A 2,725-nucleotide genomic window follows, 5' to 3' on the forward strand; every position below is an offset into this window, starting at 1 on the left:
GCCGAGGTCCGTGACGCCGCGGACGGCGCCGTCCGCGCCCCCGCCGAGATCGAGGTCTGCACCGACGGCACGGTGATGATGGAGGCGTCCACCTACACGCTGCTCTGAGTCGTCGGGCTCTGAGTCGTCGGGCTCTGAGTCGTCGGGCTCACGGTCGTCGGGCTCACGGTCCTCGGACGTGGTGTCGCGAGAGCGGCTCGGCGCCGATGCGCTCGGGTCGGTGGCCCCGGGGAGACGCCGCGCGACCCCTTGACCGGGGCCCGCCGACGCGCGAGCCTCGCACTACACGTCCCCACCCCTCCGGAGGTCATCATGCAGGTCGGTTCGCTTCTTCTCCGTCTCGCCGTCGGCGGGCTCTTCGTCGGTCACGGCCTCCAGAAGCTGCGTGGGTCGTTCGACGGCCCGGGGCTCGAGGGCACCGAGCAGATGATGGCGAGCCTGAAGTTGCATCCCGCGCGCCGGAACGCCGTTGCGGCGGCGGTGACCGAGACCGCGGGAGGAGCTGCCCTCGCCCTCGGCGCGGCGACCCCGCTGGCTGCCGCCGGCCTGATCGCGACGATGGTGACCGCGGTGCGCACGGTGCACTGGAGCAACGGACTGTGGAACGCGGGGGGCGGGTGGGAGTACAACGGTGTCCTGGTCGCGGCGACGGCGGCGATCGTCGCCGACGGGCCGGGTGCCCTTTCGTTCGATGCCCTGCTCGGCAAGCGGACGTGGGGGGCCGGCTGGGCTCTGCTCGCCCTGGCGGGCGGAGCCGTCGCCTCGACCGTGCTCGTCGAGGCCGGCCGTCGCGCCGCACCCTTGGAGCTCGACCCCGCGTCCTCCGCGGACGCGTCGACGGACTCCTGAGCAACCACTGGTGCCGAGGTAGCGTCGGAGTCGTGGTCGATTCACCCCTCCCCTCCGACCGGGCGCGCCTCGGGCCGTCCGCTCGTGACGTCGACGAATCGGCCCGGTGGCAGGCGGCGGTCGATCGCCTCGGCGCGCAGGTCGACCCGGACGGTGTCGTCGAACGCATGCGGGTGCTCGCCGCGCGGTACCCGGGGACGGACGGGGTCGCCGCGTTCGAGCTGGGCGGCGCGCTCGACAGTTCGGGCCGGGAGGCGGAGGCCGCGGCCGAGTACGAGCGCGCCCTCGCCGCCGGGCTCGATGACGAGCGCCGGGCGCGGCTGCTGATCCAGTACGCGTCCACCCTCCGGAACCTCGGCCGCGCGGAGGAGGCCGTCGCGCTGATGAGCGAGGCCGACTCGCACCCCGCCGTCGGAGCGGCCCGCGAGGTGTTCCTCGCGCTCGCCCTGCACAGCGCAGGTCGAGCGGACGACGCCCTCCGCGTCGCCCTCGAAGCGCTGGTACCGACACTCCCTCGCTACCAGCGCTCCGTCCGGGCGTATGCCGCCGCTCTCACCGGCGCCACGACTCCGGAGGTAGGAGCGCCCCGGCCCACTCAGCCCTCCAGCAGCAGCGGGTCGATCTGACCCAGCGCGAGTCGCATCCCCTCTTCCATCCCCATCTCGACCATCTGCTCAAGCTGCTCCGCCGACTCGAACCGGGTGCGGATCGTCATCCGGGTGCGGGTCGACGAGATCTCCTCCAGGGTGACGACGGCGTGGGTGATCCCCATCGCGTCATCCGGCTCGCCCTCGTCGTCGGCGAAGCCGTCGTCGAACTCGAACCTCGTCGGCTCGTCGACGGCCGTCACCCGCCACCAGCCCCTGGCCCTCTCGCCGCCGGGTCCCGTCATCACATAAGCGCTGCGTCCACCCTCGACGGGTTCGTGCCGCTCGAAGGCCGCAGGCCAGGTCGGCGGCCCCCACCAGCGCTCGAGCCTCCTCGGGTCGGTCCAGAGGAGCCAGACGCGCTCGATGCCCGCCTCGAACTCGCTGGTGATGGTCAGGGTCAGGTTCTCGATGTCCTTCACGGACTCCAGCACGGTCATCGTGCTGCTCCTTCCACTCGGTTCCCGGGAGCCGGTCGGCTCAGGGGTGGTCACTGCACATCGCTCGCCTCGCCGTCGAGGAGACCGGTGAGGCGGTCCACTCGGCCGAGCCAGAGCTGCTCGAGGGAGTCGAGCAGGCGCGAGGCTCTGCGCACCTCGGCGACCTCGCCCCGCACCAGCTGCTCGCGTCCGCGACGGCGCTTCTGCACGAGATCGGCGCGCTCGAGCACCGCCACGTGCTTCTGAACGGCGGCGAACGACATGTCGTAGCGAGCGGCGAGATCAGAGACGGACAGCTCACGCTCGAGCACCCGGGCGACGATGTCCCGCCGGGTGGCATCGGCCAGCGCCCGGAAGAGCCGGTCGATGTCCGCGTCCGTCCTCTGATCTGAAACCATGTGGTTGCACGATAGACCTCGACAGCGCCGGAGACAAGACAGCGCCGGTCGCAGGCGCGAGCCTCAGGCCCGCTGTGCTGCGGCGTCCAGCGACTCCGCTGCGGCGCCGATCACCCAGTCCGGGATCTGCCGCGCAGCGAAGAGGGAGGCGTACAGCTGCGCCATCGAGTTGCCCGGGTCCAGCGCCAGGGCCTCCTCGAGATGGACGCTCGCGAGGGAGGAGACGCCGCGCGCCCACCAGCACCACGCGAGGACCGTCAGGACCGCCGACCGCGCCTCCCGAGGAGCGAGTGCCGCGAGTCGGGCGAGGGCGGTGGTGGCGCGGTCGAGACGCTCGCGGTCGGCGCCGGGCCCGTCCCGAGCAGGAGCGCCGTCGCCTCGACGTCGTGCG

At 72.6% G+C, this 2,725-nt stretch carries 5 protein-coding genes; 2 read left to right on the forward strand and 3 right to left on the reverse strand.

Annotated features, from left to right (window positions below):
• Window positions 1–312 precede the first annotated feature (312 nt).
• Entirely contained in the window at window positions 313–849 is a 537-nt protein-coding gene (locus ACH61_RS14865; protein ID WP_068213531.1) for a DoxX family protein, read from the forward strand.
• 32 nt (window positions 850–881) lie between these two features.
• Window positions 882–1,475, forward strand: coding sequence for a tetratricopeptide repeat protein (locus tag ACH61_RS14870; RefSeq protein WP_068213532.1), 594 nt, complete (start codon window positions 882–884; stop codon window positions 1,473–1,475).
• On the opposite strand, the gene ACH61_RS14875 is transcribed toward ACH61_RS14870, so the two are convergent.
• The 3 genes from ACH61_RS14875 to ACH61_RS14885 form a co-directional block, all read right to left on the reverse strand.
• Entirely contained in the window at window positions 1,445–1,936 is a 492-nt protein-coding gene (locus ACH61_RS14875; RefSeq protein ID WP_068213535.1) for an SRPBCC family protein, read from the reverse strand. The genes ACH61_RS14870 and ACH61_RS14875 overlap by 31 nt on opposite strands.
• A 50-nt stretch (window positions 1,937–1,986) precedes the next feature.
• On the reverse strand, window positions 1,987–2,334 hold the full coding sequence (locus tag ACH61_RS14880) for an ArsR/SmtB family transcription factor (RefSeq protein ID WP_068213538.1): 348 nt from the start codon (window positions 2,332–2,334) through the stop codon (window positions 1,987–1,989).
• 63 nt (window positions 2,335–2,397) lie between these two features.
• Window positions 2,398–2,725, reverse strand: a 328-nt coding sequence (locus ACH61_RS14885; protein ID WP_153038927.1) for a DUF4192 family protein, incomplete at its 5' end; no start/stop codon positions are given.

The sequence above is a fragment of the Rathayibacter tanaceti genome, assembly GCF_001634385.1.
Classification (GTDB): Bacteria; Actinomycetota; Actinomycetes; order Actinomycetales; family Microbacteriaceae; genus Rathayibacter; species Rathayibacter tanaceti.